The organism is Paenibacillus sp. FSL M7-0802 (genome assembly GCF_038004945.1).
GTDB classification, from domain to species: Bacteria; Bacillota; Bacilli; order Paenibacillales; family Paenibacillaceae; genus Paenibacillus; species Paenibacillus polymyxa_B.
In genome coordinates, this window is record NZ_JBBOSD010000001.1 from 3,590,001 (window position 1) to 3,614,270 (window position 24,270).

16 protein-coding genes, 11 tRNA genes, 2 rRNA genes and 3 pseudogenes (1 of these 32 cut by a window edge) are annotated in these 24,270 nt (G+C 44.7%); 30 read left to right on the top strand and 2 right to left on the bottom strand.

The window, feature by feature from the left end; all coding sequences use genetic code 11:
* From MHB54_RS16600 to MHB54_RS16700, 21 genes are all read left to right on the top strand, one after another.
* Nucleotides 1–1,717, top strand: a 23S ribosomal RNA gene (locus tag MHB54_RS16600); it begins 1,208 nt to the left of the window's first position.
* Nucleotides 1,718–1,868: 151 nt separating this feature from the next.
* A 5S ribosomal RNA gene (gene rrf, locus MHB54_RS16605) occupies nucleotides 1,869–1,985 on the top strand.
* A 19-nt stretch (nucleotides 1,986–2,004) separates the two neighbouring features.
* A tRNA-Asn gene (locus MHB54_RS16610) sits at nucleotides 2,005–2,080 on the top strand.
* 3 nt (nucleotides 2,081–2,083) lie between these two features.
* Nucleotides 2,084–2,156 (top strand) — tRNA-Thr (locus MHB54_RS16615).
* 11 nt (nucleotides 2,157–2,167) lie between these two features.
* Nucleotides 2,168–2,239 (top strand) — tRNA-Glu (locus tag MHB54_RS16620).
* A gap of 11 nt (nucleotides 2,240–2,250) precedes the next feature.
* Nucleotides 2,251–2,326 (top strand) — tRNA-Val (locus MHB54_RS16625).
* A 55-nt stretch (nucleotides 2,327–2,381) separates the two neighbouring features.
* Nucleotides 2,382–2,456 (top strand) — tRNA-Gln (locus MHB54_RS16630).
* A gap of 4 nt (nucleotides 2,457–2,460) precedes the next feature.
* A tRNA-Lys gene (locus tag MHB54_RS16635) sits at nucleotides 2,461–2,536 on the top strand.
* Between the two features lie 11 nt (nucleotides 2,537–2,547).
* Nucleotides 2,548–2,628, top strand: a tRNA-Leu gene (locus MHB54_RS16640).
* Nucleotides 2,629–2,638: 10 nt separating this feature from the next.
* Nucleotides 2,639–2,713, top strand: a tRNA-Gly gene (locus tag MHB54_RS16645).
* 5 nt (nucleotides 2,714–2,718) lie between these two features.
* Nucleotides 2,719–2,795, top strand: a tRNA-Arg gene (locus tag MHB54_RS16650).
* 18 nt (nucleotides 2,796–2,813) lie between these two features.
* Nucleotides 2,814–2,887, top strand: a tRNA-Pro gene (locus MHB54_RS16655).
* Between the two features lie 9 nt (nucleotides 2,888–2,896).
* Nucleotides 2,897–2,967: transfer RNA gene (locus MHB54_RS16660), tRNA-Gly, on the top strand.
* Between the two features lie 738 nt (nucleotides 2,968–3,705).
* Nucleotides 3,706–6,498, top strand: coding sequence for a phosphoenolpyruvate carboxylase (ppc, locus tag MHB54_RS16665; protein WP_264454484.1), 2,793 nt, complete (start codon nucleotides 3,706–3,708; stop codon nucleotides 6,496–6,498).
* Between the two features lie 191 nt (nucleotides 6,499–6,689).
* Nucleotides 6,690–7,256, top strand: coding sequence for an RNA polymerase sigma factor SigW (sigW, locus tag MHB54_RS16670; protein ID WP_016818747.1), 567 nt, complete (start codon nucleotides 6,690–6,692; stop codon nucleotides 7,254–7,256).
* Between the two features lie 150 nt (nucleotides 7,257–7,406).
* Complete coding sequence (locus tag MHB54_RS16675) at nucleotides 7,407–8,030, top strand: anti-sigma factor (RefSeq protein WP_013312128.1); 624 nt, start codon at nucleotides 7,407–7,409, stop codon at nucleotides 8,028–8,030.
* Nucleotides 8,031–8,251: 221 nt separating this feature from the next.
* Nucleotides 8,252–9,085, top strand: a complete 834-nt coding sequence (gene cdaA, locus MHB54_RS16680; RefSeq protein ID WP_013312127.1) for a diadenylate cyclase CdaA — start codon at nucleotides 8,252–8,254, stop codon at nucleotides 9,083–9,085.
* A complete protein-coding gene (locus MHB54_RS16685; protein ID WP_028542644.1) occupies nucleotides 9,082–10,551 on the top strand; it encodes a CdaR family protein in 1,470 nt (489 codons plus the stop codon). Before cdaA ends, MHB54_RS16685 begins: the two co-directional genes overlap by 4 nt.
* 60 nt (nucleotides 10,552–10,611) lie before the next feature.
* Nucleotides 10,612–11,952 (top strand): phosphoglucosamine mutase, encoded by a 1,341-nt coding sequence (gene glmM / locus MHB54_RS16690; RefSeq protein WP_013312125.1) that lies wholly within the window; start codon nucleotides 10,612–10,614, stop codon nucleotides 11,950–11,952.
* Nucleotides 11,953–12,584: 632 nt separating this feature from the next.
* On the top strand, nucleotides 12,585–14,417 hold the full coding sequence (glmS, locus tag MHB54_RS16695) for a glutamine--fructose-6-phosphate transaminase (isomerizing) (RefSeq protein WP_071643165.1): 1,833 nt from the start codon (nucleotides 12,585–12,587) through the stop codon (nucleotides 14,415–14,417).
* A 184-nt stretch (nucleotides 14,418–14,601) separates the two neighbouring features.
* Nucleotides 14,602–14,847 carry a helix-turn-helix domain-containing protein gene (locus MHB54_RS16700; RefSeq protein WP_053326177.1) on the top strand — a complete coding sequence of 82 codons (246 nt, stop codon included), beginning with the start codon at nucleotides 14,602–14,604 and terminating at the stop codon, nucleotides 14,845–14,847.
* 495 nt (nucleotides 14,848–15,342) lie between these two features.
* Here the strand turns inward: MHB54_RS16700 and MHB54_RS16705 are convergent, their stop codons facing one another.
* Complete coding sequence (locus MHB54_RS16705) at nucleotides 15,343–16,365, bottom strand: MBL fold metallo-hydrolase (protein WP_068939586.1); 1,023 nt, start codon at nucleotides 16,363–16,365, stop codon at nucleotides 15,343–15,345.
* 165 nt (nucleotides 16,366–16,530) lie between these two features.
* On the opposite strand from MHB54_RS16705, the gene MHB54_RS16710 reads away from it, so the two are divergent.
* The 8 genes and pseudogenes from MHB54_RS16710 (at nucleotide 16,531) to MHB54_RS16745 (ending at nucleotide 22,963) form a co-directional block, all read left to right on the top strand.
* Nucleotides 16,531–17,541, top strand: a complete 1,011-nt coding sequence (locus MHB54_RS16710; RefSeq protein ID WP_071558190.1) for a fumarylacetoacetate hydrolase family protein — start codon at nucleotides 16,531–16,533, stop codon at nucleotides 17,539–17,541.
* A 92-nt stretch (nucleotides 17,542–17,633) separates the two neighbouring features.
* Nucleotides 17,634–18,215 (top strand): TetR/AcrR family transcriptional regulator, encoded by a 582-nt coding sequence (locus MHB54_RS16715; protein WP_053326174.1) that lies wholly within the window; start codon nucleotides 17,634–17,636, stop codon nucleotides 18,213–18,215.
* A gap of 124 nt (nucleotides 18,216–18,339) precedes the next feature.
* Nucleotides 18,340–19,643, top strand: a pseudogene (locus MHB54_RS16720) (histidine kinase); the annotation flags it as partial.
* Between the two features lie 62 nt (nucleotides 19,644–19,705).
* Nucleotides 19,706–19,795: pseudogene (locus MHB54_RS16725) on the top strand (DNA-binding response regulator); the annotation flags it as partial.
* Between the two features lie 122 nt (nucleotides 19,796–19,917).
* Nucleotides 19,918–20,316, top strand: a complete 399-nt coding sequence (locus MHB54_RS16730) for a hypothetical protein (protein ID WP_028542640.1) — start codon at nucleotides 19,918–19,920, stop codon at nucleotides 20,314–20,316.
* 533 nt (nucleotides 20,317–20,849) lie between these two features.
* Nucleotides 20,850–21,197 carry a helix-turn-helix transcriptional regulator gene (locus MHB54_RS16735; protein WP_023990474.1) on the top strand — a complete coding sequence of 116 codons (348 nt, stop codon included), beginning with the start codon at nucleotides 20,850–20,852 and terminating at the stop codon, nucleotides 21,195–21,197.
* Nucleotides 21,198–21,741: 544 nt separating this feature from the next.
* The gene (locus tag MHB54_RS16740; RefSeq protein WP_068939597.1) at nucleotides 21,742–21,996 is read left to right on the top strand and encodes a hypothetical protein; all 255 of its coding nucleotides are present in this window, start codon (nucleotides 21,742–21,744) and stop codon (nucleotides 21,994–21,996) included.
* A 517-nt stretch (nucleotides 21,997–22,513) separates the two neighbouring features.
* Entirely contained in the window at nucleotides 22,514–22,963 is a 450-nt protein-coding gene (locus MHB54_RS16745) for a group II intron maturase-specific domain-containing protein (RefSeq protein ID WP_023990471.1), read from the top strand.
* Here the strand turns inward: MHB54_RS16745 and MHB54_RS16750 are convergent.
* The gene (locus tag MHB54_RS16750) at nucleotides 22,941–23,090 is read right to left on the bottom strand and encodes a hypothetical protein (RefSeq protein ID WP_023990470.1); all 150 of its coding nucleotides are present in this window, start codon (nucleotides 23,088–23,090) and stop codon (nucleotides 22,941–22,943) included. The genes MHB54_RS16745 and MHB54_RS16750 overlap by 23 nt on opposite strands.
* Before the next feature lie 454 nt (nucleotides 23,091–23,544).
* Between MHB54_RS16750 and MHB54_RS16755 the strand changes: the two are divergent.
* Nucleotides 23,545–23,745, top strand: a pseudogene (locus MHB54_RS16755) (diaminobutyrate--2-oxoglutarate transaminase); the annotation flags it as partial.
* Between the last annotated feature and the right edge of the window lie 525 nt (nucleotides 23,746–24,270).

Sequence of the window (24,270 nt, forward strand, 5' to 3'; positions counted from 1 at the left end):
TGGCTTGATGCTTGCATCAGGGGTAGGGGAGCGTTGAATGCGGGTTGAAGGTGTACCGTAAGGAGCGCTGGACTGCATTCAAGTGAGAATGCCGGTATGAGTAACGAAAAGATCTGTGAGAATCAGATCCGCCGAAAGCCTAAGGGTTCCTGAGGAAGGTTCGTCCGCTCAGGGTAAGTCGGGACCTAAGGCGAGGCCGATAGGCGTAGTCGAAGGACAACAGGTCGAAATTCCTGTACCACCGTAATCCGTTATGAGCGATGGGGTGACGCAGTAGGGTAGTGACGCGGACTGATGGATGTCCGTCTAAGCAGTGAGGCTGGTGTGTAGGCAAATCCGCACATCGTAAGGCTGGGCTGTGATGGGGAGCGAAAATTGTAGTAGCGAAGGTCATGATCTCAGACTGCCAAGAAAAGCCTCTAGCCAGGAGAAGGTGCCCGTACCGCAAACCGACACAGGTAGGCGAGAAGAGAATTCTAAGGCGCGCGGAAGAACTCTCGTTAAGGAACTCGGCAAAATGACCCCGTAACTTCGGGAGAAGGGGTGCCTCGGTAGGGTGAATAGCCCGAGGGGGCCGCAGTGAAAAGGCCCAAGCGACTGTTTAGCAAAAACACAGGTCTGTGCGAAGCCGCAAGGCGAAGTATACGGGCTGACGCCTGCCCGGTGCTGGAAGGTTAAGGGGAGTGGTAAGCCTTCGGGCGAAGCTATGAACCGAAGCCCCAGTAAACGGCGGCCGTAACTATAACGGTCCTAAGGTAGCGAAATTCCTTGTCAGGTAAATTCTGACCCGCACGAATGGCGTAACGACTTGGGCGCTGTCTCAACGAGAGATCCGGTGAAATTTTAATACCTGTGAAGATGCAGGTTACCCGCGACAAGACGGAAAGACCCCATGGAGCTTTACTGCAGCTTGATATTGAATTTGGGTACGATCTGTACAGGATAGGTGGGAGCCGTAGAACTTTGAGCGCCAGCTTGAAGGGAGGCATCCTTGGGATACCACCCTGATCGTATCTAGGTTCTAACTTGGTACCGTGATCCGGTGCGAGGACAGTGTCAGGTGGGCAGTTTGACTGGGGCGGTCGCCTCCTAAAGAGTAACGGAGGCGCCCCAAGGTTCCCTCAGAATGGTTGGAAATCATTCGAAGAGTGCAAAGGCAGAAGGGAGCTTGACTGCGAGACCTACAAGTCGAGCAGGGACGAAAGTCGGGCTTAGTGATCCGGTGGTACCGCATGGAAGGGCCATCGCTCAACGGATAAAAGCTACCCTGGGGATAACAGGCTTATCTCCCCCAAGAGTCCACATCGACGGGGAGGTTTGGCACCTCGATGTCGGCTCATCGCATCCTGGGGCTGAAGTAGGTCCCAAGGGTTGGGCTGTTCGCCCATTAAAGCGGTACGCGAGCTGGGTTCAGAACGTCGTGAGACAGTTCGGTCCCTATCTGTCGTGGGCGTAGGAAATTTGAGAGGAGCTGTCCTTAGTACGAGAGGACCGGGATGGACGTACCGCTGGTGTACCAGTTGTTCCGCCAGGAGCACCGCTGGGTAGCTATGTACGGAAGGGATAAGCGCTGAAAGCATCTAAGCGTGAAGCCCCCCTCAAGATGAGATTTCCCAATTAGTAAGACCCCTTGAAGACGACGAGGTAGATAGGTTGGGGGTGGAAGTGCAGTAATGCATGGAGCTGACCAATACTAATCGGTCGAGGGCTTATCCTAAAATAAAACGCAAATAAGTTTCGGATCCAGTTTTCAGGGTGTAACCTTGAAGGTATGTACAAGTGACATATGATAAGCGCATGGCTATTCATTCACACGATAAGTGATGAACCGAATAACCGTACGGTAGAATTTGCACAGCAAATTCATGTTTGGTGGCGATAGCGGAGGGGTTCCACACGTACCCATCCCGAACACGACCGTTAAGCCCTCCAGCGCCGATGGTACTTGGACCGCAGGGTCCTGGGAGAGTAGGACGTCGCCAAGCAGAGCTTTATGATTAATATTCCCTGATAGCTCAGTTGGTAGAGCACTCGACTGTTAATCGAGTTGTCACAGGTTCGAGTCCTGTTCGGGGAGCCATTTGCTCTCATAGCTCAGCAGGTAGAGTGCATCCATGGTAAGGATGAGGTCACCGGTTCGAACCCGGTTGAGAGCTTGTTATAGGATGGCCCGTTGGTCAAGGGGTTAAGACACCTCCCTTTCACGGAGGTAACAGGGGTTCGAATCCCCTACGGGTCATAGGATATTATGGAGGCTTAGCTCAGCTGGGAGAGCATCTGCCTTACAAGCAGAGGGTCGGGGGTTCGAGCCCCTCAGCCTCCACCATTTTTCATCCTCTTACCTGGATGAAATCTTGGGGAATTGTGAATCATATGCATATTGGGGATTAGCCAAGCGGTAAGGCAACGGACTTTGACTCCGTCATGCATAGGTTCAAATCCTATATCCCCAGCCATTAAGAGCCATTAGCTCAGTTGGTAGAGCACCTGACTTTTAATCAGGGTGTCGAAGGTTCGAGTCCTTCATGGCTCACCATTGTATTACATGCGCGTGTGGCGGAATTGGCAGACGCACTAGACTTAGGATCTAGCGTCTTTGACGTGGGGGTTCAAGTCCCTCCACGCGCATCTTGTTTTTGCGGACGTGGCTCAGCGGTAGAGCATCGCCTTGCCAAGGCGAGGGTCGCGGGTTCGATTCCCGTCGTCCGCTCCATATTTGCGCCCTTAGCTCAGCTGGATAGAGCGTTTGACTACGAATCAAAAGGCCGGGAGTTCGAATCTCTCAGGGCGCGCCATATTTTAAAAAATTATATCGGGATGTAGCTCAGCTTGGTAGAGCACCTGGTTTGGGACCAGGGGGTCGCATGTTCAAATCGTGTCATCCCGATACTATTTTGCGGGTGTAGTTCAATGGTAGAACTTCAGCCTTCCAAGCTGATAGCGTGGGTTCGATTCCCATCACCCGCTTACCGATTACCTAGAAGCCGAAAGGCTTCTTTTTATTTTGTCCACATTACATTTACTTCTATGTATATAAGCTAGTGCAATTATGTCTCCTGTCATGCACAGTTGGGGATGACTTGTGCATATTGTACATAGGCTCTTGTTACTTTTGACACCTAGATCCCGAATTTCCCCTCTAACGTTCCCCTTTCTCCTGCAGTAAGGCTAATTTCGTGATCAAATCCTTTAAATATAGGAATCCTATAGCTATTATGGTACGAATTCATGGTGATAACTCAACAGTTGCTCTTGGGTTGTGCACATTTCCCTTTATTTATGTGGGTAAAAAGCGAAGTGTTAAAGAGGAAATACCCTAGAAACACTGAGAAAATGGCTAATTTGTGTATATCTTTGTGGATAGAAGGCTAATGGAGTTGACTTTGTCAACAAATAATAAACATATACACACTATGTCGCATGAATTTGTACCTTTAAAAACACACTCTTTATAAGAGACTGTGCATAATGTTTCACGCATCACTAGTGTATACATTCATTTCTATTTATTAATTTCATATTTATTCATAACAATCCAATATTTTCTCGAAAGAAGTAATTCAAAAAGATGATTTTTTACTGTAAATTTTGCAGCTTTTCATGCGTTTTTATTGTATGATGTTAAGAAAGTGTCAAATTTCGTGTGTATACGTACCTTTGCTACAACTGTATATGGTGTGGAACAGATCAGATGGGGGGAAAAGCATGACTGAGCTTACGTTAACCGCTAACAAAAACCAATCCAACAATCTGCTACGGCGGGACGTTCGTTTTCTAGGGAATATTCTTGGTGAGGTTTTGGTTCATCAGGGTGGCAACGAACTTTTGGATATCGTGGAGAAAATACGTGAGACAAGTAAATCGTTACGTGCCGGGTATCAGCCGGAGTTGTATGAGAATTTCAAACAAATGGTCAGCGGACTGGATACGGATATTCGTCACCAGGTTATTCGCGCGTTTGCGATTTATTTTCAGTTGGTGAATATCGCTGAGCAAAACCATCGTATTCGTCGTAAGCGGGATTATGAGCATTCCGCTGGTGAAGATGTTCAGCCCGGTTCCATTGAAAGTTCCGTTCAGGAGCTTAAACAAGGGGGCTTCTCCGCTGAGGACGTTAGCAACTTGCTGAAAGAGCTCTCTTTGGAGCTAGTCATGACCGCACATCCTACAGAAGCGACACGACGAGTAATTCTGGATATCCACAAGCGCATTTCCGAGGACGTCATGCTGCTGGATAATCCGATGCTTACCTTGCGTGAGCGGGAACAGGTACGGGAGAATCTGCTAAACGAAGTAATTACGCTGTGGCAGACAGATGAGCTGCGTGATCGCAAGCCAACTGTATTAGATGAAGTGAGAAATGGAATGTATTATTTTCACGAGACCTTGTTTCATGTACTCCCAGATGTGTACCAAGAATTGGAACGATGTTTGGACAAATATTATCCCGAACAAAAATGGCACATACCCACTTATCTGAGATTTGGTTCCTGGATCGGTGGAGACCGAGACGGCAATCCGTCTGTGACAGCTCATGTGACTTGGGAAACGTTACGTATGCAGCGCAAGTTGGCTTTGAGAGAATATCAGCACACGTTAAAGGAACTCATGGGTTACTTGAGTTTCAGCACCAGCATTGTGCGAGTTTCCGATGATCTGCTGGCTTCTATTGAAGAAGACCGTACACACATTACACTTAAAAAGATGGAAGTATGGCATAACGAAAAAGAGCCATATCGCATTAAACTGGCATATATGATTGCTAAAGTGAACAACATCCTGGATGAAAGCAAACAGGGCACCAATGAGCGTTATAATTCTGCGGAAGAGCTCATTGCAGACCTAAATGTTATTGATAACAGCCTGCGTCATCATTTTGCCGATTATGTAGCAAACACATATATTCAAAAGATGATTCGCCAGGTAGAGTTGTTTGGATTCCATACAGCTACGCTGGATGTGCGTCAGCATAGTCAAGAACATGAAAATGCGATGACTGAAATTCTTTCTAAAATGAATATTGTGTCGGATTACAGTAAGCTGTCAGAAGAAGAAAAAATAAATCTGCTGGAAAAGCTGCTGAATGAACCTCGTCCGATTACTTCACCGTATTTAAAATATAGCGATAGTACACAGGAATGTCTTGACGTATATCGTACGATTTATTTGGCTCAGGAGGAATTCGGCAAGCAGTCCATTACAAGCTACTTGATCAGTATGACTCAGGGAGCCAGTGACTTACTGGAGGTTATGGTCTTATCCAAAGAGGTAGGCCTGTTCCGCATCGAGAAGGATGGTACTGTTATCTGTACGCTGCAATCCGTCCCTTTGTTCGAAACGATAGATGATCTGCATGCTGCACCTGATATTATGAGAAGATTGATGAACTTGCCTGTATATCGACAATCTGTGGCTGCGATGGACCAGCTTCAGGAGATTATGCTGGGATACTCGGACAGTAATAAAGATGGCGGTGTGGTTACAGCGAACTGGGAACTTCGGGTCGCTATGAATAGCATTACGGAAGTAGTTAATGAGTTTGGCGTAAAAGTGAAGTTTTTCCACGGTCGTGGAGGTGCGCTGGGTCGTGGTGGAATGCCACTTAATCGCAGTATTTTGGCTCAGCCTCCTCATACGATTGGAGGCGGAATCAAGATTACGGAGCAAGGCGAAGTACTATCATCCCGATACTCGCTTAGAGGCATCGCGTACCGGAGCTTGGAGCAGGCAACATCGGCGCTGATTACGGCTGTGGCATATCATCGTTCCGGGAAGAAGGAAGTGTTTGAGGAGAGCTGGGAGGAGATTATCGCCCGCATTTCCCAAGTATCACTGGATAAGTATCAGGATTTGATTTTCCGAGATCCAGATTTCTTCAACTTCTTCAAAGAATCTACACCGTTGCCTGAGGTGGGCGAGCTGAATATTGGATCTCGTCCGTCCAAGCGTAAGAACAGCGAACGTTTTGAGGACTTGCGCGCCATTCCATGGGTTTTTGCATGGACACAAAGCCGTTACTTATTACCTGCGTGGTATGCGGCTGGAACAGGTTTGCAAAGCTTCTATCAAAACAATGAGGATAACCTTAAAGTGCTGCAAACGATGTTTAGGGACTCTGCTTTCTTCCGGTCACTTATTGATACACTGCAAATGGCAATCGCTAAAGCGGATTTACTGATTGCAGAAGAGTACGCTGGGATGTCGGATAACGAAGAGGCCCGGCAGCGCATTTTCGGACAGATTTCAGCGGAGTTCAAGCTGACATCTGAGTTGATTTTGAAAATAACCGGACAATCCGAGATTTTGGACGACGTGCCGGTTATTCAGGAATCTATCCGGTTGCGTAATCCTTATGTTGATCCGTTAAGTTACTTGCAGGTTCAATTGCTAAGTGAGCTACGGGAGCTGCGGGATCAGAACGGTGATGACACTGAAATGCTGCGTGAGGTATTGTTGACGATTAACGGAATTGCCGCAGGCTTAAGAAATACGGGCTGATATAGTGTGGTTGTACGAATACAGGCAATCGGGTACTCATGGGGTGCCCGATTGTGCTGTTTGTATATTGATGGCAGGTGTGCTTGCAGTTAGTAACAATACTACAGTTGATTTCCGGATAAAATTAAACTACGATGAATAATCATAAACATGTAGTAAGTAACCCATCAGCAAGTCTGGGGGAGTATAGAGTGGATAATATGGAAAGCCGCTTGGTGAGGCTGGTACAGAAAGGTGATCAGCGAGCTTTTGCGGAGTTAGTCGAGTTATATAAAGATCGGATTTTTCATCTTTCCTACCGGATGCTAGGTAATCGCCATGAGGCGGAGGATCTGGTGCAGGAAACTTTTTTGCGTGTGTATCGTAATTTGGAAAAATACGATCATGGACAGAAGTTCTCAACCTGGATTTATCGAATTGCTACAAATCTGTGCATTGATCGTCTGCGAAGGAGAAAACCTACATACTCACTTGATGCTGAAATGAATGATCAGGAAGGTGTCGATGGGTACGCCATGCTCGCCAGTGAAGAGCTTACCCCTGAGGGGAGTACGCTTCTGTCCGAAACGCAGGCTTTAATTCATGACGCCATTGACAGCCTTCCGGATAAATATAGGACGATTATGGTTTTACGGTACTTGCAGGAGCTTTCCTTACAGGAAATCAGCGATGTGCTCAATCTCCCAGTCACCACGATTAAGACAAGAGTACACAGGGGCCGGGATTTTCTGCGCAAAAAACTGGAGCACAAGCTATAGATCATGCGCATAGATTCTAGGAAAAGAGTCTGCGTAGATGTTTTTATGAAACATAATGCTCGTTGTAACGTATGTAAGATGAGCAAAGTTTCTAAGCCGGAGCATGTTATGTTGAGAAACACGGAAGAATATTAGAAAGGATTGGCTCATATGGATTGCAAACAAGCCGTCTCTTTTATGCATGACTATCTAGATGGCGACCTGTCTGAGCAGGACAAACATGAGTTGGAACAGCACTTGTTAGACTGCCCGGAATGCCGCATGCGTTTTAAAGAGCTGGAGCGGACGGATGCGATGCTTTACGGTACACGCTATCATCAAGTGCCGTGTGTATCGGATGAGCTGACATTTCGCATTATGAATGCTTTGCCACCGCATAAAAGACAGACTGCGGTGCCTATGCTGACGTGGGTGAAAAGGCATCCCGCTGTAACAGCCGCTGCCTTCTTCCTTATTGTTATATGCTCAAGCATGGCTAGCTTTTCTAGCACGGACCATCAATTGGTAGTCAAAGGAAGCCAACTGGATCAAGTCGTTATTCAGGGTGATACTGTGATTGTGCCTGAAGGGAAATCCATTGCCGGAGATCTAACAGTGCAAAATGGTGAAGCCCGTGTATACGGCGATGTGGAAGGAAATGTAACTGTAATTGATGGTTCTTATTATCAAGCGTCCACCGCTCATATTGCAGGACAGGTTAAAAGTATTGATCAAACCTTGGATTGGATTTGGTACAAGGTTACTGATTTATTCGGGGGACCCTCTTCTCCATAAAAGAAGCTTGAAATGGCAAGGACGATATCGAGCGCCTCTTTCCGCTGGAAAAGGCGTTTTTTTGTATATGAAGCTGGCGAATTGTACTGTATTTTACTGATTTTAGCGGTTCTTTTGTCACACAGCTTGCAACGTGAGCCTGATCGTTATAACCTAGATAGAGAGAGCATACTGTGTACATATTACACCCACTCACTACAGAAAATTGCGGGGGCATGCGCATGTTGGATTATTTTGCGGACCTGACTTGGAAAGAGTCCATTAAAGATATTATCGACATTTTGATCGTAACCTATATTATGTATCAGCTTATTTTACTTGTTCGCGGAACGCGTGCAGTTCAATTGTTGAAAGGGATTCTATTTCTGGTTGTCATTTGGGCGGTTAGTACCTGGTTTGATTTGTATACCCTCAAGTGGTTGATGAACCAGATGTTCACCTTTGGTGTGGTGGCTATCTTTATTATTTTTCAGCCTGAGTTGCGTCGTGCACTAGAACAGTTGGGGCGTGGCAAACTATTTGGGCGTTCGTCTGCGGATGATGAAGAAATTAACAAGTTAATCGGAGAAATGATTAAGGCGCTGAATTATTTATCACGTAGGAAAATAGGAGCTTTGGTCGTATTTGAGCGTGAGACAGGGCTAAACGAATATACAGAGTCTGGTATCAAGACACAGGCTGTAGTCAGTTCTGAACTGCTAATTAACATCTTCATTCCTAATACCCCTCTGCATGATGGTGCGGTGATTATTCAAAATAAACAGATTGCTTCTGCGGCCTGTTATTTGCCATTATCGGAAAATCCGTTCATCAGCAAGGAGTTGGGAACCCGTCACCGGGCTGCGATTGGGGTGAGTGAGGTAACGGATGCCGTAACTGTCGTGGTGTCAGAGGAAACAGGGCAAATTTCTTTGGCCATTAATGGACAGGTCGTGCGCGACATTAAGGAAGAATCCCTAATCTCCAAGCTGTATGAGGAGTTGCGGCCAACACCGTCTTTGAAGGAAAAACGCGGCTCATTCTGGAATCGGAGGGGAGGCCGTGGAAATTCATGATGGACAAATGGATTAACAATAATACGATTTCCAAGATATTGGCGCTTGCGGTTGCTGTTCTGCTGTGGGGAATGGTCCATCTAGATACAGGTACACCTTCATCTACGCTGACCGTTTCTTATAATAATAAAGTGATTGATAATGTGGCCATTCAGGCCAGTGGTCTGGATGATTCAAAATATGTATTGTCTACCATGGATACTGACCATGTAAAGATGGAAGTTAGAGGACAGCGCTCTGTGCTGACTTCCTTTTTCGCGGATAATTATCAGGCAAAGCTAAACTTAAACGGCTTAGGAGCAGGCACTAAAACATTATCACTCGAACCGGATTTACCGGACGGGGTGGAATTGGTATCTATGACTCCTAACCGTGTTACAGTGACGATTGAGGAAAAACAAACGAAATCATTTAATGTATCTATAGTTCCTCAAGGAAATCCAGATGCGGGATTGCAGCTTGGTAAGCCTGTGATTGCTCCTCAAACCGTGAAGGTTACCTTGCCCAAAAGCCAGTTGAGTACCGTCACTGCCGTTCAGGGGGCTGTTAATACGGATGGCATCTCAGAAAAGTTTGAACAGAAGCGTGTAAAACTGAAGGCTTATAACAAAAAGGGACAGGAACTTACAGGTGCGGTCATTGAGCCATCCACTGTGTCCGTTGAAATTCCGGTAACTCAGCAGGCGAAATCTGTGCCTGTTAAGATTGTATATTCCGGAGAGTTGCCAGACGGATTGGCGCTTTCTAAAGTCAATGCAAACGTGAAAGAAGCGGCGGTGTATGCATCGCAGGATGTATTGGGCAGCCTTAGTTCTTACGTCACGGCTACATTGGATTTAAGTCAATTTACGGAAGCGGGGACCCGTGCAGTTCAAGCTAATTTGGCAGCCCCCTCAGGTTCTGATAAAATCGAGCCAGGGTCAATACAAATTCAGGTGACCGTCGTTCCTTCCAATGAAGTCACAGATACGGAACGGACGCTGTCAGGCATCCCAATCGTTTTACAAGGTGCAGGAGATGGAGCGACTGCGACTGTTACAGCGCCCGCAGGCAAGACGATGGATGTTACTGTGAAGGGCCCGCAGGATATGGTAAACAATTTAACCAATGATGATATTAGTTTGGTGGCAGATGTAAGTGGCCTCGCGGCTGGTCAACACGAGGTTACTCTGAAAGTAGGCTTGCCTAAATATATTACGCAAGCCGGAAATGCTAGCCAACTAAAGGCAACGGTCAACATTGAGAGCCCTTCTACGCCTGCTGTAACGAATCCGAACAGTGAGAATGAATCAAACCCCTCTGGTAGTGGCGAAAAGGGACAGGAGAGGCCACAGGAGGGGCAAGGCAGTCAAAGTGGAGACTCTGACGCTAAGACCGGGGACAACGCAGCTGCGGAGGATAAAACAAATCCTCATAACGGCGCAGATTCTTCTGCGAATGGAACCTCGGAGAACAGTCAGCCATAACATGTTTTATCTATAGTAAATAATCAAGATTTATTAGACAAAAAAAGGGAGTCATTTTACATGGGGAAATATTTTGGTACAGATGGTGTACGAGGCGTTGCTAATCAGGAACTTACAGCCGAACTGGCATATAGCATTGGCCGCTGCGGCGGATATGTTTTAGCAGGTAATGTAGAGAAACCGACAGTTGTTATTGGTATGGATACACGGATATCCGGACTGATGCTGGAATCGGCTCTTGTAGCCGGTTTGCTGTCCATTGGGGCTAATGTGGTTCGTCTAGGTATTGTTTCGACACCTGGGGTGGCATATCTCACACGTCAATTGAAGGCTGACGCTGGTGTAATGATCTCAGCATCACACAATCCAGTTGAAGACAACGGCATTAAGTTTTTTGGCGGCGACGGTTTTAAATTGACAGACGAAACGGAATTGAAAATTGAAGAGCTGATGGATGCAAAAGAAGACCAACTGCCTCGTCCGATTGGCGGCGGATTGGGAACGGTTGTTGTAGACGAGCATTCCCGCTACGACTATCTGGAGTTCTTGAAAACAACAATTAGCCATTCTTTTGAAGGGTTAAAAATTGTACTGGATTGTGCAAACGGAGCAGCTTATGAGCTGGCGCCGAAGCTTTTTGCAGAACTGGGAGCTGAGGTACATACCATCGGTGCCGAGCCAAACGGTTTGAATATCAATGATCATTGCGGATCGACTCATCCTGAGAAGTTGAAAGAGGAAGTGCGCCGCTTGAAAGCGGATATTGGTCTGGCCTTTGACGGCGATGCCGACCGTCTGATCGCGATTGATGAGAACGGGGAAGAGGTAGACGGCGACTATATTCTCTGCATTTGCGGAGATGCAATGAACCGCGCGGGAAAACTTAAGGATAGCACCATTGTATCGACAGTGATGAGTAATATCGGTTTTTATAAAGCTACTGAAAAGCTGGCACTCAAGACTGCAAAAACTGCGGTCGGGGACCGTTATGTGATGGAAGAAATGCGTCGGGGTGGATTTAATCTGGGCGGTGAGCAGTCTGGTCATGTTATTTTCCTGGATCACAATACGACAGGCGATGGCATGCTGACCGGGATTCAGCTGGTAGATACCTTGAAAGCTTCTGGCAAGAAAATGAGTGAGCTAAAATCGCTCATGAAACAGTATCCGCAAGTGCTCGTAAATGTGCGTGTGCAGGACAAACGCAATTACGAGGGGAATCCTGCTATTGCAGAAGCAATTGAGCAGGTGGAACAACAATTGGGCGATAATGGGCGTGTATTGGTCCGTGCTTCAGGCACAGAATCACTTATTCGTGTGATGGCCGAAGGCCCGGATAAGGACGAACTGGAGCAATTTGTCGGTCAGATCGTAGATGTCGTGAAGAAAGAATTAGTTTAAAATTTTGTAAACGTCGGTTGCCTGTGAAAAAGAAGCAGGCAACGGCGTTTGCGGTTATTTACTAACGATTTATGGCCTTCATGGTGTAATTATGAATAAAGTGTCATTGCCAAATGATACTTAGCTGAATATAATATAGGGATGTTGTGACTCAGATAGAGAAAGCGAGGGTTGTAAGGTAACGTAATACAAGCGCCAGAGCTTGATTTTGTGCGGGGGAACTTGGTGGAGAAGCAATGGATTCAGTTGAGATAAAGTTGCTCGCAAATCGGTTCACGACAAAACAAGCTGACGAGGTGAAGGTGTTCGAAACATTCGGCGGGGACCTTCCGGTGAAGCATCAAGCCGTAAACCGGCAGCGGAAAATGAACAGGCAACTGTTTACACAACGCACCGGTAGATGCCTTTATTATTTTATAACCTAAATTATAAGATTCATTTCATGAATGTGCGGCCATCATCATTGGCGTGCGCGGTTTGGGAATTTCGTTACATTCGTGAAGAGATGCCTGTAAATTCTATAGTTATCATTGACAACTTCATAGATGAATGAACTTTATTCCGCAATCTACCGCACACGTTAGTCCTGTGATGAGTCGTCTTGTGAAATGATGATCGGGAGGATAACGAATATGTGTGGCATTGTAGGATATATTGGTAATCAGAATACACAAGAGGTATTGATTGACGGATTGAAGAAGCTGGAGTATCGCGGTTATGACTCTGCGGGTATTGCCGTGTTTACAGATTCAGGATTGCAAGTAGCTAAGGCTAAAGGTCGTCTGGCGAATCTGGAAGCTAAACTGGATGGTACGCCATTGGTAGGCCATGCAGGTATCGGACATACACGTTGGGCAACGCACGGTAAGCCTTCTGATGAAAACTCCCATCCACATTTGGATGAGAGCCAAAAGTTCTCTGTAGTTCACAACGGAATTATTGAGAACTATCTGGAGCTGAAGGAGCAGCTGATCAGCGAAGGTCATACCTTTATTTCCGAAACGGACACGGAAGTTATTTCCCATCTGGTTGCGCGTGAATATAAAGGGGATATCGTTAAAGCAGTACAAAAAGCTATTACCTTTATGCGCGGTGCTTTTGCACTGGGTGTGCTGACAGAGCATGAGCCTAATAAGCTGGTTGCTGTTCGTCAAGCTAGTCCGCTGGTTATTGGTGTGGGAGAAGGCGAGAACTTTATCGGTTCCGACATTCCGGCTATTCTGAAATATACACGCAATGTATTTATTTTGAACGATGGCGAAATGGCTGTTTTGACCAGTGATGCTGTCGAATTAATGACAATCGAAGGCCAATTTATTTCTCGGGAAATGATTCATGTCGAATGGGATGCTGTAACAGCAGAAAAAGGCGGCTATGAGCATTTTATGCTGAAAGAAATTCACGAGCAGCCTAAGGCTTATCGTGACACAATGTTGGGCCGTATCGATAAAGATACTAAAAAGGTTGTTCTTCCTGAGCTGAAGCTGACAGAAGAACAAATTAAAAATATCCGCAACATTCAAATTGTCGCGTGTGGTACAGCTTACAATGCTGGTTTGATTGGTCGTACAGTTATTGAAAGTCTGGCTCGTATACCGGTAGAAAACGATGTGGCTTCCGAATATCGTTATCGTTCACCTATCGTAACACCAGAGACATTGGTGATCGTGGTGAGCCAATCCGGTGAAACTGCTGACACGTTGGCAGCACTGCGTGAAGCGCAAGCAAATGGCGCTCATGTACTGGCGATTACCAACGTAGTCGGCAGCTCCATTGCCCGTGATGCAGATGATGTGTTGGTTACACTGGCAGGACCGGAAATTGCAGTAGCCTCCACTAAAGCATATTCTTCACAGTTGATTGCATTCTATCTGTTTGGTTTGTATCTCGCTCAAGTGCGTGGCACACAAACGGATGAGCAAGTAGCTCATGTGCTGGCTGCTATGGAATCTCTGCCAGAGCAAGTGGAAGAGATGCTGGGTAAAGCAGATGCGATCAAAGCCTATGCTGAGCAAATTGCGAGCCACAAGCACCTGTTCTTTATTGGTCGCGGTCAGGACTATGCTGTAGTACAGGAAGGCTCCCTGAAGCTCAAGGAAATCTCCTACATTCATTCCGAGGCTTATGCTGCGGGTGAATTGAAGCATGGTACACTGGCATTGATTGAAGACGGCATTCCGGTTATCGCTTTGGTAACACAGGAATCCGTGTTGGAGAAAACCGTGAGCAACATTAAGGAAGTTAAGGCTCGTGGTGCAGATGTTCTTGCAATTACGTACGAAGAGCACGCAGTTGAGTTGCTGAAGTCCGTGGATCAGGTATTTGCCATTCCAAAGACACTTCCAATCCTGTCTGCTGCAATTTCGGTTGTATCTCTCCAACTGTTGGCTTACTACGCTTCTCTTGCACTGGGTCATGATGTTGACAAACCACGTAACCTGGCGAAAAGTGTTACCGTAGAATAAGCTTTAGTAAAATGCTAAACTAATTGTCTGGTGATAAAAAAGTGCGGAACCAGTAAAAGAATGTATGGAACCAATAAAAAAACTGTGGAACCAGTAAAAAAAGTATGGAACTAGTTATTTTACAAACATCAAGAAAGATCCCGATGATATTATATCGGGATCTTTTTAGCTTAGGAGGGCAATTATGTCTACAATAGGCCAACGAATTCGAACTATTAGAAAAACAAACAACTTAAATCAAATAAAGTTTGCAAATACAATTGGAATTTCTCAAGGAACGTTGAGTGAACTAGAGCAAGATAAATATAGACCCTCTCTTGATATAATTATAGCAATTAAAGAAAACTTCAATTCCCATATAGAGTGGTTAATCTTTGGAGATACGCCTGTATCAAAGAACCCTATTTTTAATTTAGCTATTGAAGCCTAGGAACTAGAACTTATTTCTTTGTTTCGAGAACTTACTAAAGAAGATAGAGATGAAATTATTGATTTTATAAAGCTGAAGATTGTTCGGTACTAATCTTTCCCGGAAGCTTCTTATTAAGATGCCTTAAAAATGTTAAAAGAAAATAAAGTATTAGACCGTAAAACAAAGTTCTAGACTAAGAAAATAAAGATATAGATTGAGAAAATAAAGTCTTAGACTGACGATTCGTCATTAAGCTAACGGGCAGGTTAGTGATGGTGGCTACCGCCAAAAGTCTTGGAATCCCTTTAAAGAAGAGAAATACACTTAACATCAAATTTTGGTTATATCGTTTTAGAAGAGTTCTACTAGTAAGTCATAAGTCCATCTCCATTTTTTTCATAATCGGTTCTAAGCGCCGATTTTATTTCCGTGGAACAATTCGAAAGAACGGCCGCTGTTCGCATCGTTTGCGACAGGGCCGTTTTTTGTTTTTCGTAGGCTAGCTTCAAATTGCTATTCTTGCCAAACACTCATAGGGTCCCATGGCTTGATTTGATTACCATATTTTCCGGCCAAAAAAGCTTTCATGTCTTCCAGCTTAGCAGGCACCTCGTTCCAAATTGGAAGGGGTGGTAACCCTCGTTTGCTTTTCAATAGGATATCCACTGTAACATACAAGCGTTCTGGCTGAATCCAATGAAGAAAGCGGGAAATATCAATTTGCTTGGTCAGGGACAAGGAATCAATTTCGCCATTGTAATGCTTGTTGAACTCGCTGATCAGATTCAGGAGGTAGTCTCTCTGCTCCTTCACGAAGTCCAGGCCACAGATGGCGCCATGTCCTGGAACAACGATTTCGGGTTTAATTTCATCAATAATGCGATCAAGCACTTTAACCCAATTGAGGGTTCCCTCTTCGCTGTATGCCGTACAACCGTTAAACACGACATCGCCGGCGAACAGCACTTTTTCTTTTGGCATCCACAGCAGTAAGTCACTGTCAGAGTGGGCCGGAGCTACGTTGTAAATCATAACTTCCGTATCTCCAAGACGGATGTTGATATCGTCCTTTATCTCAATATTCGGGAGCACCCAATCTACGCCTTCCAGGTCGAATCCTTCAAATTCCGCTGCAAAAAACCGCTCGCCCGAAGTCGATTCCGGAGAATCCTTTCCTCTTCTAATGACGCTGTCCATCCAGGCGATATTTTCGGTGAGACGCTCTCTGGACGCTTCCTTGTGCATAATAATGCAAGCATCTTCAAACACTTTGTTTCCCCAGGCATGGTCGCTGTTATAGTGCGAGTTCACCACATATGCGGGAGAGCCGCCGTTGCTTACTTCCATAAAAGCCTCCCGCATTTCCCGCGCATGGAACAAATCGAAGAACGTGTCATACACCAGCCCTTCACCCTTGTTGATGAACCCGGCATTGGCCCAACTGATGCCGCGATACGGCGAAATACCGGCAAAGACGCCATCTGCAACTTCAAAAAATTTAACACGAGGTTTTTGGATAATATGTCCATACTTCATGAAAATTCTCCTTTGCGTATATGTTTTTGGGGTAAGGCATACTGACTATGTCTTTATTATAGAGAATGGAAAACAGAAATGCAAGCATGTACTTGCATGCATTTTCTCTGTGCTATATGATAGTAACAGAACAACATCACACTACATGGATGGAGGCGCTGCAACATGAAGCTAGTAACCTTTCAAACCAAGACATCCCAGGAACCTTTGTTTGGGCTTGTAATTAACGAGAAATTTGTCGTGTCTTTTGCCGCAATCATGAAAAAGCAGGGAACATTCGTTGACAGTCTTGAATGTATGGACAGCTATCTTCATTATTTGCCGGCAAGTTATGATGCCGCTAAGGAATTGATGCAATATGCTGTCGAACAGTCGCATCAATTCAATGAACATGAAATCTGCCCGATTGCAGCGGTAAAACTGCTGCCGCCGGTTCCGAATCCGGCTGCGCTTATCGATTTTGGGCTGACGCCAAGACATCTGAGAAATGCTGGCGCAAATCTGCTGCAAAGAGAATATACAGGGTCGGAAAGAGAAGAGCTTAAACGAAATATTACCGAAAAATTCCAGAAAGATCCGAATAAAGTAACTTTCAGTTATTACAAGTGTAACCATAATGCATTAATTGGCGATGGGGATACGATTCATTGGCCTTCGTACACTTCCTACCTGGATATCGAGCCGGAGCTGGCCTTTGTTACAGGGAAGGGGAACTGCATTGCAGGTTATGTTATTTTTAACGACAGTACTGTCCGCGATGTGCAGTGGCCGGATTTCCAGGCGCTGACCGGACCGACGCGCTGCAAAGATTTTGATCGCAGCAAAGGAATAGGACCATTTCTGGTTACGCCGGATGAAATCGACAACCCGCTGGTACTGGATGTGGATGTACGCATCGGGGAGAGACTGCACTGGAAGGGAAGCACATCCGAGTATTCTGCACATCCTGCAAAAGTGATGGAGGAGGTTCTCAAAGTTTTCACGCCGCTCCCGGGCACGATTATAGGAATGGGGACGATACCGGATTGCTGCGCAATCGAGACCGAACAATGGCTGTTGCCCTCTGACCGAATCCAGATTACATTTGATAAATTAGGCACGCTCACGCAATTGGTGCCTGATCATGTCAAGATTACGGAACCAAGCCGCTGGGAAAAAAGAAGCGATTTGCCTTAAATAAACGTTTATGAAAATGATGATCCCCGACCCTGCTGCACATGCAAAACTTGTAGTAGAATAGGTTTAACATATGCAAAAGGAGAAATACAATGCAAACTTCAGACAGAATCATTGAAGCCGCGACACGGCTCATCAAAAAGAAGGGCTATCGGGGAGTAAGCACCAAAGCCATTGCAACGGAAGCTAAAGTCAATGAATCTACGATTTTCCGGCAATTTGGAAGCAAGAAAGGCATATTGGAAGCCATCATTGAAAGACATTCGGATATCCCGCAATTTGAGAAGCTGTTAAAAGAGGACGCGACCGATAATCCGGAAGTCGATCTGCTGAATGTAAGCCAGCAGTACCGTTTGTTTTTCCATAAAAATGCGGACATCATTTTGATTGGCATCCGCGACAAAGGAATGCTTCCCGAATTGGACAGAGTGCTGGCCGATCCGCCGGTGAAGCTGCACTCCTTGCTGGTTGAATATTTTGAACGCTTGCAGAAGAAAAAAGTTATAGCCAGACAGGATGAGCGTCTTGCCGCCATGTCTTTTCTCTCGATGTGCTACGGATTTCAGATGAGCGAGCTGATTCACCGGCAATATCAGTCCCAACTCGTCACCGAGGAAGAGTTCTACAAGCACAGTGTCTCATTGTTTGTAAAAGGAATTTTGTCTCAGTCATAAGCTTTGTTGATTTATTTAAATATGCCGAAGACTGCTTGCGCAGCTTTAACTCTAGAACAATTGAAAGAAGATGCACCAAGATGCTCGAAAGCTCGTTATACTGCAACCGGGACATTATTTCTGACAAGGCTCCGTCATCAATGACATTCTAAAAAAATCCAAAAATATGGATATCTTTATCGTTGCTGATCGGGCGGAGCACCATGGAGAGCGGATTCTGCCAGCCAAAATGACCAATCGGAAGAAAAACCCGTTATATCACCGCTTAAATTCACGGGAAGTGGATGAGAAAATTGGACGAATCAAAAGGGGAAGATTCAAGGTCTTTATTGGTGCGGCTCCTGGAGTTGGCAAAACCTACACTATGCTGCAAGAGGGCAATCATCTTCTTAAAAAGGGCATTGATGTTGTAATTGGTTTGCTGGAAACGCATGGGCGAAAAGAAACCATCCAGCAGGTTGCAGAACTGCCATTAATCGAGCGCACAAAAATCAAATATTCAGGCACAGAACTTGTAGAAATGGATACTGGGGCAATCATCCGGCGGAATCCTGAACTGGTACTTGTCGACGAGTTGGCTCACACCAACGTTCCCAGTAGCAAAAACAAAAAGCGATATGAAGATGTATTGGAAATTTTGAATGCTGGGATTTCTGTCATTTCTACCGTTAACGTTCAGCATTTAGAGAGCTTAAATGATGCAGTGGAGCAAATTACAGGGGTGCGTGTCAGGGAAACCGTCCCGGGTTCCATTCTTCGCCTTGCTGACGAGGTCGAGCTGATCGATGTGGCACGCAGGCTCTACAAGCCCGTATGAAGGAAGGAAAGATATATGCCCGGGAGAAGATAGATCAGACTCTGGGGAACTTTTTTTAAATTGGAAAATTAATTGCTTTAAGGGAGCTGGCGCTTCGGGAAATTGCGGACGATGTGGATGAACGTCTGGAAGCATGGGAGCGCAAAAGTTCCTTACGTGGACCCTGGAATAAGCGGGAGGTCATTTTCGTATGCGTCAAGCTGAGTTCCAATGCAGAAAGGTTAATCCGGCGGGGATTTAGAATTGCATTCCGACTAAAGGCACAATGGATTGTCACATATGTACACCCAACGGATACGATGAATGAAGAGGAATTGATGAAAAAAGAGAAACTCGAAAGCCTGGTAGTGCGTCTAGGCGGGCATTTTGAAGTTGTGCCACTTGGGCATTCTGATAAGCTTGCAGATGTTCTTCTTGCCAGAGCTAATGAATATCATACTACCCAACTCATTATTGGTCAGAGTGACAGCCCCATATGGAAACGTTTACGAGAAGGAACAATTATCCAAAAGTTACTGAGCACTGCGCGGCATATGGATATTCTTGTGGTCGCCAATTACGATCCTCATATCAAGCGAGATACTCTTCCTGATAGTATTATGCAAGGTTAAGTATAAGAGAAGAGTATCATTGAATGCCTGCATTCAAATAAATGGAACCTCGTTATACTATGGTTAAAAACCATTTGAAAATTATATTGCAAAAGTTGCATCTTCAAAATCGTGTCCAGCTTACAAGATATGCGCTTGAACAAGGCACCTGAAAAGTGGGGAGAAGGTTGTTTTTATGCGCGCAATCAAGCTATATGTGGGGGCTGTTAAATCACAAATTGTCTCCAAGCTATGTCATCCCTCTTGCTACGTTTAACGTACCAGGATTGAACATTTGCGCGAGTTTTTTCAATTCCTTCATTGTACTCATTCAAATATTAATAACGACTTGTTTACCATTGCCCACAATAACTGGCTCCTGCTTCACATGCAAAGAGCCATTCGCTTTACTAAAATCCGAAAGAACATGTTTTATTTTTTAAATAGAGATAAAGTTGAACAAACCCATTCTTTTTATACAACAACAATGTATTCAAAATTTCTCAGTCGCTTTGGCGAAGAAATGTTGTCGCAAATTGGGCTGTCAGATCAGGATATTGTGCTTCCTTCGCTCTGGGGAAAAGAGGCGTTGATTAATCCCCTTATCTACATTATTTATATGATTTATTTCTCTGATTCAGTGGCCAACTTTTTGAAATTAAAATCCGATGAGGGGCTAAGTAATAACGGATAATTATAAAATGACTTTTTAATTGAAGGAGAAGCTTTAAATATGATTTGAGAACTCAACTTTATTGTATTTATTATTATTATGAAATAACGAAAAACGTTGATTTATCAACACTATTCAGAACTCAACTTTATTGTATATAGACACTAATTTGTCTTCGGACAATAAAGTTGTGTACTAAATATTAATGAAAAATAACAATAATATCTCTTCTTAGTAAGTATTTAACAAAAGTCCGATGAGCAAGTATCATCGGGCTTTTTTTATTAAATTCAGGAGGCGACTGCTTTGGCTCAATCAGAGCGAGTATAGTTGCATGACAAATCAAAGGGCTTTGAACCCTTTCCTGTAATTGGTATCTTAAGTAATTGAAGCAGGAGAAATCCAAGTTTCTGTTGAAAACAGTATGAGAAATCAAGAGCTTATTGTCGCGATGAAAAAAATGTTTTTTTATCTAAAATACAAATGAATATATAATATATATAACTATTATAAATTAAGTATGTATTTCATTTTTATGGATGGTAGGTGGAGCAATGAAGACTTTGGGTGAAAAGATAAAGAGTATAAGAAAATTAAATAAGCTTAATCAAACTGACTTTTCATCTACTATTGGTATTTCTCAGGGTACATTAAGTGAATTGGAAAAAGATAAGTACAAACCATCCTTAGAAACCGTAATTGCCCTTAAACTAAATTTCGATATTGATTTAGATTGGTTATTACTTGATGAGGCGGCAACTTTTTATAGTGGATTATTTCAAGTTAAGTTAGATGATCTTGAATCAAAATTAATCTCAGGATTTCGAAAGTTAGACCTGGGCGATAAACAGGAAATAGAGGGAATTGTTGATTTGAAGTTAAAGCGGTATAGAGATAAATGAACTTTCGCGGAGCCGTGAAGGGGACTCATTATTGCAAAGCCTTCAGTAGTTATGTTTTAAGTTCACATTAGACATATGATCCATCCAATTGAGATGGACACACGGCTATCCATATAAATCTGGAAGAAGAAAGTCCTAATTTTTTACTATAGGGTCTCCGAAACAAAAAGTGATTGATGTTATGGGAACTTCGACATCGATCATCGGAAACTCATGGACTTATGGGAATCAAATGTGGAATTGGACTCTAATGATCATATCATTGGGTGGAGTAATATCAACCATAATTTGAAAGTATCTATTGGCTTAAAGAAGAAGGGGGCCGCTCCATTTACGATAGGATCTTCCATCCAAGATGTAATTGATGCCATGGGCACACCGACGTCTATAAGATGTTCGTTACGAGTCCTGGTTTGAATATTAGTGCTCCTTGGAGTATATGCGTACACTCGTATATCCTTCTACAGCTCATGCGAAGCCATGAGTCGGGGTAGTCAAAGAGGAAATTCAAAGAATAGAGCTTCCTTTTGGAAGCTTGAATGTAGTGATCCCAAGTCCGCAGCTTAATGTCAAAGATGCACTTGATCAATTAAGTGAGGATTCTTTAGTTTGTGCTGGGCGTATTAATTACGAGTTATTGATGGAGTATGCTGCAAAAGGTTTCTTTAAAAAATCTGAGATTAATCGGTTTCGTCAGTTAAAAAATATAACGACTAAATATATACTGACCAAGCTGGAGAAAGACGAATGGATGCATAAATTTTTTCATAAAAAGCAACCCAATTTAAGATTCCTCTAAGACGACACTATCTGTAGCAGTGTTATTTTTCAAAGGGATTGGAGAATAAAAGAAAGCAACCTAAGATAATCCGACGGAGACCAAAGATGTGAAAATTACGTGCTGAGCGATTGTATATCAACCTCGATAACCAAGATATTTATGATGGTAAGACCTATTTTTTTATTCCTTAAAGCACAATTCATGGTATAATCTCACTAAATATACATCCTTTATAATTTACGCTTTTTTGTCGAAAGTTAGTTTATTAAGAAGCTAGCCTAGTACTGAAATCTCTCTTGAAAAATTATATATCACACATCTTAAAGTCAGGCACCTTGTTTTTACAATGGGGCTTTTTTTGCATTAAGAAACTACGAGGTGAATGGAGGGGCATTATGGCTCAAGCATATCCGATTCCCACCACGATAGAAAAATGGATAAAACAAGGTAAAGGCCAGGGTATGGGAAACCCGTAAAGCGCCAATATATCCCCAAGAAGGATGCGGATCGGGCATACGAGATCATTCGAACGATAATGGAACGTCTGGAGTTAACGTTACACCCGACAAAAACGCGAATCGTCGGACTATGGACAGGAGAAGAAGGCTTCGACTTCCTAGGCATGCTTCACCGAAAGACGAAGGCCGAAACTTCCGAAAGCCAAGTATATTATACGACCCAACAATGGCTGTGCCGTAAGGCAAAGGAGCGAATTAGGGAAGTCGTGAAGGAACGACTAGCCCCTGCGAATATGCGTCACAAATCATTCCAAGAACATTTGGAATACTTAAACCCGAAAATACAGGGTTGGCGTAACTACTACGTTACGACCTACAGCCAAAGGAAGATGGCTAAACGTGACTGGTACATCCTTCAGCGACTCACAAAATGGTATGCCAAGAAGCGTATGAGGGAAAACCTCACGTACGGTTTGATGAGGAGGGGCAGAATTTATCTGCCCTTTACTCTAGCAGAGGCGCAGTGAAGACGGCGGGATACAAAACTATGCCGGCTGCCATCCGGGCGGACGCTACGGCCAGCTTCCAGCCGGGCAGTTCCAACCGAGTATCCAACGGATTTTCCAGCAGAATATCCAGCTGACATCCAGTCACGTTTCCAGCCAGGCTTCCAGAAATTCGTCAGGTAATCATGTTAAGTTATCGCAAAGCGCAAGGATTCGGAGCACCGGCAGAGAATGTATACAGGGAAGATCTCCCAAATCGGCCGGCACCCCGCCTGAATGTCGACACACGTCGAATTCCTCGATTGATGGAAAACCATTCCCAGCGTTTCTTCTCCATTCGCTATTTTTAGGCAAAATATTAACACCTTGACCAAATTTAACTAAAGTTTTACTATACATTCTTCGGAATTTTGATATAATTTTACCTAGGTTACCTTTCCAATTATGATAGAAAATAGAATTGGATGGTTTTTATACCTATCCAAGCTGTGTGCGAGAGACCAGTCCACTGGCTACCCAGCAAGCTGGCATGCGGGGACCGACAATTGTGGAAAATGACTGCCGAGAATATGTTGCTCCATGACTTCAGAAGGTTCAGAAAGGATGAAGCCGAGGCGAAGCGGATGACGGAGATCAGCTTCGAGAACGGGCTCATCATTGAAAGAGCCGGCAGAGGAGACTGCGTGCTGAAGATCATGCCTCCGCTGACCGTCTCGATGGAGCATCTGGCCGCCGGCTGCGACATTATCAAGTCCAGTATGCAGCAGGTGATCTCTCAGGAGACCCAGGATTTGCTGGTAACGAAAGCAGGTGGACGCCCCGGCAAGAGGCACGGAAGTGCCTTCTGGGGGTCGTGCGGCCCTGATGTTAAGATAACGTTTTCATCCCATTGGAAGATTTTCTCCCCATGCTGCCTGCGGTACCGTCAGGCAGCATGGAATTCACCGCCGATCCAAGGGCTGTCCCGTTTATGCCATACGGAGCATTCTTTGAGCCTCATGCAGCACCATTGTCACATCTAATCGTCAGGAAAAGCTCACTACCCCGCAGCCAGATCTTTACTTATCCACACCAGGCGGGGGAATACTAAAATCGTACATAGAGTGTATCAATATCCCTTAAACATAGGCTTCGACAAAGGCAGCTCCGGTGCCGAATCCGGAGGTACGGTCGACTTCCTGCTGGCCGGCCGGAACCCTACAGCAAGCCTAACATCGATGGGTGGAACATCCCTTGTCCACCCCCAAATCTAATTCCGAACCCAATGTTAAACCAAAGCCCGTCTTCGGGCGGCTCGTCCGCAGCAAGCATATTGAAGCAGAGGAGCC

What these genes read in the sequence shown, in the direction of transcription:
- ppc (WP_264454484.1), top strand. Translation starts at nt 3,706, where the DNA reads ATGACTGAGCTTACGTTAACCGCTAACAAAAACCAATCCAACAATCTG.
- MHB54_RS16675 (WP_013312128.1), top strand. Translation starts at nt 7,407, where the DNA reads ATGGATTGCAAACAAGCCGTCTCTTTTATGCATGACTATCTAGATGGC.
- cdaA (WP_013312127.1), top strand. Translation starts at nt 8,252, where the DNA reads ATGTTGGATTATTTTGCGGACCTGACTTGGAAAGAGTCCATTAAAGAT.
- MHB54_RS16685 (WP_028542644.1), top strand. Translation starts at nt 9,082, where the DNA reads ATGATGGACAAATGGATTAACAATAATACGATTTCCAAGATATTGGCG.
- glmM (WP_013312125.1), top strand. Translation starts at nt 10,612, where the DNA reads ATGGGGAAATATTTTGGTACAGATGGTGTACGAGGCGTTGCTAATCAG.
- glmS (WP_071643165.1), top strand. Translation starts at nt 12,585, where the DNA reads ATGTGTGGCATTGTAGGATATATTGGTAATCAGAATACACAAGAGGTA.
- MHB54_RS16700 (WP_053326177.1), top strand. Translation starts at nt 14,602, where the DNA reads ATGTCTACAATAGGCCAACGAATTCGAACTATTAGAAAAACAAACAAC.
- MHB54_RS16705 (WP_068939586.1), bottom strand. Translation starts at nt 16,365, where the DNA reads ATGAAGTATGGACATATTATCCAAAAACCTCGTGTTAAATTTTTTGAA.
- MHB54_RS16710 (WP_071558190.1), top strand. Translation starts at nt 16,531, where the DNA reads ATGAAGCTAGTAACCTTTCAAACCAAGACATCCCAGGAACCTTTGTTT.
- MHB54_RS16715 (WP_053326174.1), top strand. Translation starts at nt 17,634, where the DNA reads ATGCAAACTTCAGACAGAATCATTGAAGCCGCGACACGGCTCATCAAA.
- MHB54_RS16735 (WP_023990474.1), top strand. Translation starts at nt 20,850, where the DNA reads ATGAAGACTTTGGGTGAAAAGATAAAGAGTATAAGAAAATTAAATAAG.
- MHB54_RS16745 (WP_023990471.1), top strand. Translation starts at nt 22,514, where the DNA reads ATGGAACGTCTGGAGTTAACGTTACACCCGACAAAAACGCGAATCGTC.